Source organism: Pseudomonas sp. MDV22-iso1, assembly GCF_058145095.1.
The window spans coordinates 1-5,145 of record NZ_JBYVMF010000057.1; the positions used below are offsets into that span (position 1 = coordinate 1).

4 protein-coding genes are annotated in these 5,145 nt (G+C 55.9%); all 4 read left to right on the top strand.

Annotated features, from left to right (window positions below):
- A partial coding sequence (locus AC3ZVB_RS29150) for a DUF2345 domain-containing protein (RefSeq protein WP_490148499.1) occupies nt 1-1,049 on the top strand: 1,049 nt, incomplete at its 5' end.
- A complete protein-coding gene (locus tag AC3ZVB_RS29155; protein WP_162440146.1) occupies nt 1,046-2,947 on the top strand; it encodes a phospholipase D-like domain-containing protein in 1,902 nt (633 codons plus the stop codon). The genes AC3ZVB_RS29150 and AC3ZVB_RS29155, both read left to right, overlap by 4 nt.
- Nucleotides 2,947-4,239 (top strand): SEL1-like repeat protein, encoded by a 1,293-nt coding sequence (locus AC3ZVB_RS29160; protein ID WP_162440147.1) that lies wholly within the window; start codon nt 2,947-2,949, stop codon nt 4,237-4,239. The genes AC3ZVB_RS29155 and AC3ZVB_RS29160 overlap by 1 nt, the downstream gene beginning before the upstream one ends.
- Before the next feature lie 86 nt (nt 4,240-4,325).
- Complete coding sequence (locus AC3ZVB_RS29165) at nt 4,326-4,787, top strand: hypothetical protein (protein ID WP_162440148.1); 462 nt, start codon at nt 4,326-4,328, stop codon at nt 4,785-4,787.
- Nucleotides 4,788-5,145 lie beyond the last annotated feature (358 nt).

Below are 5,145 nucleotides of genomic sequence, written 5' to 3' on the forward strand. Positions count from 1 at the left end.
GCGCGGGTAAAGGGATCTTTATCAGTGCTGATGGACAGCCCAAGGCTCAGGGTGAGCAGCTCGACATGAGTGCTGCGATCGACCGCCTGCAACAGGCCGGCGAACAACTGCAAAAACTCTCCGTCGACGCCCAGGCCGCCCACGCGGAACCGGCGGATGTGGCCACACAAATCAAGCTGCTGCGCCAGGACCTGGAGCAGCTCAAGTCGTCCGTCCTGCTGCTGAGCGCACCGCAAGGCATCGCCCTCAGCAGTGGCAATCATCTGCAACTGGCGGCGCAAAATAACCTGATGCTCAACGCCGGTGGCGAGGCCGACCTCAGCGTGGTCAAGCGCCTGTTCATCGGCGTGGGGCAGGGGCTGAGCCTGTTCGTGCGCAAGCTCGGCATCAAGCTGATCGCCAATCAAGGTCCGGTCCGTGTGCAGGCACAGAACGACACGCTGGAATTGATGGCGCGGCACGGTCTGGACATCACCAGCACCGAAGACGAAATCCGCATCACCGCCAAGAAAAAAATCACCCTCAATGCCGGGGGAAGCTACATCACGATGGACCATTGCGGCATCGAGTCGGGCACGGTGGGGGATTACAAGGTCAAGTCGGTGCATTTCGCCTACAGCGGCCCGGCCAGCCTGACTGCTGCGCATCCGGACTACCCGAAAAGCCTGTCCAGACAAACGCTGCGATTCAACGTATCACAAGCGCCGAATGCGAACCGCCAAGTTTGGGCGGGCATGCCCTACACGCTATACGCCGATGGTGCCGAGCTCCAGCGAGGCGTGCTGGACGCTTCGGGGCAGTTGCTGATCGATCATCAGGTGGTGACACGGGGTTACCGGTTGGTCATGGCCAACGGTGTGAGCTACCAGGTCCCCGTGCCTACCGATTACTGCAACGCCGAACAAGCGCACCTTGCCAATCGAGGCCTGCACAACCACTCCGCGCAAGCTAATGCCGAGGTGAGCCAACCGGCATCGCACACGGATCATCGAGGCCTGTATGCCTCGTTGATGGAAGGCATCAGTGATCAGGAAGAGAAAACACCATGAGCCAGTACGAGATAGTCACACCGGTCGCACTCCAGCACACCCAGGAGGTGACCTGTACCCCGCCCTGGTATGTGCGGGACACCGAATACCCGCCCGCCTTGGCGACCTATCAACCATTGATCAATGGGGAGGAAACCTTTCTAGCGGTACACAAGGCCATTTCACAAGCCAAGGCAACTGTCGACATCATCTGCTGGGGTTTCCAGCCGTCGATGTATTTCATCCGCGACGGCCTGTCGCCGTGTATCGGTGATTTGCTGATCGCCATGGCTCGCGAAGGTGTCAAGGTGCGAATACTGGGCTGGGAAATGCCCTACAACACCGCAGGCAAAGCAGGAGAAGCCAACCTGCCCGGCAAAGGCCCCTTCCGATACTACGACCGGGAGATGCAACCCTCCACGGATGATCAATATGCCTATGACCGCCAGTGGTTTGCCAACTGCGCGGTGGCCGACTACATGGCCGTTGGGTTTCAGGCCGCTCGCGGCACACCAGTGTTTGTCAGTCGCGGTTTCAGTATGTTTGAACGGGCCGAAATAGCCCACCAAGCGATGTACAAAAGTCTCGACCCGCAGGTCAGCGCCACGACGCAATTCATCCTGACGGCGACAGCGACCCATCATCAAAAAACAGTGCTCGTCGATTATGAATTGCCGGACCGCGCCGTCGGTTTTGTGATGGGTCACAACATGCTTGACGAGTACTGGGACACCGATGCGCATTCGGCACTGAACCGTGACAAGGACGCCAAGCCCGCACCCGATAAGGGCCCGCGCGGTGATACGCCACGTCAGGACATTTCAAGTCAGGTCAGTGGGCCGATTCTGGAACACCTGCACCACAACTTCGCCAGCGCCTGGCGCAAGGAAACCGGCGAGGACTTGCTCGATTTACGCCAAGCCAAATCTGTCGGGCCGCAACTGCAATGTACCCCGCAAGCCACCCGGCAGCTGGCGCAGATCCTTCGCACCCAAGCTCAGGAGGGCAAACGCGACATCGAAAAGCTTTACCTGCAAGCCGTCAACAACGCGAGCCAGTTCATCTACATCGAGAACCAGTACTTCCGCTGGCCGCCCTTGGCCGAACTGATCAAGGCCGTCGCCGCCGGCCAGACCAAGGCCGGGCGCGACCCTGCCATTCATGGCTACTTGCACCTGTTTGTGATCACCAATGCAAGCAAGGCCGGCATAGGCTCCGGCACCGTGAACACCCAGCGCATGCTCGAAAGCCTTGGGCGTGGTCAGACCATGCCAAAGATCACCGAGTTACGGCGTATTGAAAAGGAAAAAGCAGACGCCGCTGCGTTGGAGTCCAGTCTGGTTGAACGCCTGGAACAGCACGCCTTGGTCACCTTGACGACCCTAACCGACGCATTGGGTGGGACCGATCTCAGCGAGAAGGCCAAGGAAGCACGTGATGAAGCCTGGCAAAACAGTTGGCGGCAAACTTCGCTCGAAACACAAATCAAGGAGACCGAAAGAGATGCTTTCGTTACTCCCCCGGAGTTACCTGGCCTGAAAGTTCACGTGTGCTCGCTGGTCGCGCCCGATTCGCCGGCCGGTCAGCCCTGGATGCCGGTGTACATCCATTCCAAGTTGATGATCGTCGATGACGTGTTCACCACGCATGGCTCGGCGAACATCAACACTCGCAGCATGCAGGTGGATAGTGAGCTGAACATTGCGCATGAGTGGGCGAGCGTGACGGAGGCGTTGCGGCGGCGGTTGTGGGAGATGCATACGGATAAAAAAGGAGTGCAGGACAACCCTGAATCTGCCTTCAAGGCTTGGCAGAAGATCATTGATGACAACAAAGTCTTCCAAGAAGACAAGGACGTGCCCTGTGCTCCACTCGTTGAGTTCTATTTCGGCGAATCCGACCTGTCGGACCTCGACTGATGCGCCGGATCTTGTTGCTGTCATACCTGCTGCTTGTCGCCTGCGATACCAGTAATCCTACTTCTACTTCCACCAAGGAAACGCCCTTGAACCCTTTAACTGAAGCCAAAGCCAATATGGCTTTCAAGTGTATGCACGAGCAGATTCCTGCGGCCTCTGCCGAGGCCGATGTGCTGTTTAAATACGCACGCTGGTTACAAAAGAACAATCAACTCAAACAGGACAAGGCTGTCGATGCAGAGATTGAACGCTTGTACCGCATCGCCAGTGAGAACGGTCACTTCAAGGCCAATATCAATTTGCAGAACGGTTCGATGCGTGGGTATTTCAGACTCCGTGGGGAAGAGCACTTGCGCATGAGTGAGCAACTGATCAACGCGGGAGTGGCAACGGGTTATTACTTTGTCGGCATTTTCCTGCAGAACGGTTCGGCAGGTCTGCAGAAAGATCACGAAACGGCGTTGCGTTACTACCGCAACGCCGCCGATCAAGGTAGCGCGCAAGCTCAGGCATATATCGCCGATAAATTAGCACCGATCGATGTTGCCCCGGATGTTGCGCGGAAGTTGCGCCATTGCGCAGCTGAACAAGGTCACGGTAAAGCAGCCGTCGTCTTGGGCGTCCACTTTAAGAACAGAGGAAAGTACAAAGAAGCTCTGGAGATTTTTCAAGAAGGTGTCGCTGCAGGTGATGAGAACGCGGCTGGTCGGCTAGATGATGGGTTCCGCGGGCCGGACGCAATCGATCATCTGAATTACCTCGGTCAACCCGAAGACCTCGAACGCGCCGATCGCTACAACAAAATCTGGAAAATCCTCTCGGACTACTCCTACGCCAACCCCAAAGTCCCCGAGATCAACGAGATCGTCCCGTTGCCACCCGCCAAACTGCCCGCTTGGGACGGCAAGCTCCAATGGCTCGAAGAACGCCTGGCCAATATTTCGCCAGAAAAGCCCAGCGAAGCACTGATTCATCAGCTGGCCAAGGCCAAAGTCCTGGACCCTGCCACCGGCCGGCCCATGCCAGGCTCCTCGGCCTTTATAAAGATCGACGCCATCAAAAGACCGAGCTGCAACAGCGGCCAAGCCTGCACCCATACCGGTTACTGGCAGGCGGAACGTATCGTCGGCCAATCTTGCTCGTACTTGGAAAACGGCGAGCCTCGGCGTTTCGAGAAGGGCGAGATCATGCCGACTTTGAACGTCAAGCATCATCACAGCCGATTTCTGCTGGCCGATCGAGTGGCCATCGAAGAAGAAAAGGTTGAATGGAGGCTTCTTGGTGAAGCTTAAAACTGCCTGATCTTTTCGTTAGGTGTGGTGTTGATCGAATACGACGAATCGAACGTCAGTGCACTTTATTTAAAGGGAGCAACACAATGAGCAAGTTTGAAAGCGACGACATAACGATAGCGTTTGACCCAACGCCCCCAGAAGCTGAAGTAAAGGGTAAAAGCATTGTTCAGTTAGACAGCCAGGGGAATTTTATTGAAGCTCATTCTCATGGCAGCTTCGTGGAAAAAATTGAAGGCGGTATGAGGCTCACGCGTCCGGACGGGGCAACGATGAACCTGATTGACGGTAACGTGACCATTGAAAATCTTGTCCCCAAATCAGTAGGAATTCTGGATTTGTCCGACGTCGAGTCATTTGCAGTGCGAACTGTGAATAAGGCACGGATATACCGCATAGATTTTTTTGGGGGCGGTCATATTGAGGTCGCGTATTCGCAAGACGGTCAGGTGCTGAAATACACCGGTCGAAGCTTGAAACAGACACTTACCCAAGACAACGAAATTATCGTTAGCCGGCTTCATGCCGCAGGTGATCAAGTGTATTGAATTCAGGGAAGCCTCGATAAGCATCGAGCAGGCTGGCAATCTTTTAGATGTCGGAAGCGTTGGCGGGCAGAGCCTGGAAAGGTTTGCGAGCCATCACCACCCCAAAGATTCACAGGCTGGCAAAAGATCAAAAGATCGCAGCCTCGTTTCACTCGACAGCTCCTACAGAGGTATGCAAAACCCTTGTAGGCGCTGTCGAGTAAAACCTGAACACGAGGTTTAACTGAAACACCTCAGTGCCTGAATTTACGACTGCTTCGGTCGAGCGCGACCCCGGAGCCGAACGCAGCCTCGCAGGCTCGGCAGCTGCTATGTATGGACTCGCCCCCCACTGTCTACCCGCTTTCAAAAAAACTGC

What these genes read in the sequence shown, in the direction of transcription:
- AC3ZVB_RS29155 (WP_162440146.1), top strand. Translation starts at nt 1,046, where the DNA reads ATGAGCCAGTACGAGATAGTCACACCGGTCGCACTCCAGCACACCCAG.
- AC3ZVB_RS29160 (WP_162440147.1), top strand. Translation starts at nt 2,947, where the DNA reads ATGCGCCGGATCTTGTTGCTGTCATACCTGCTGCTTGTCGCCTGCGAT.
- AC3ZVB_RS29165 (WP_162440148.1), top strand. Translation starts at nt 4,326, where the DNA reads ATGAGCAAGTTTGAAAGCGACGACATAACGATAGCGTTTGACCCAACG.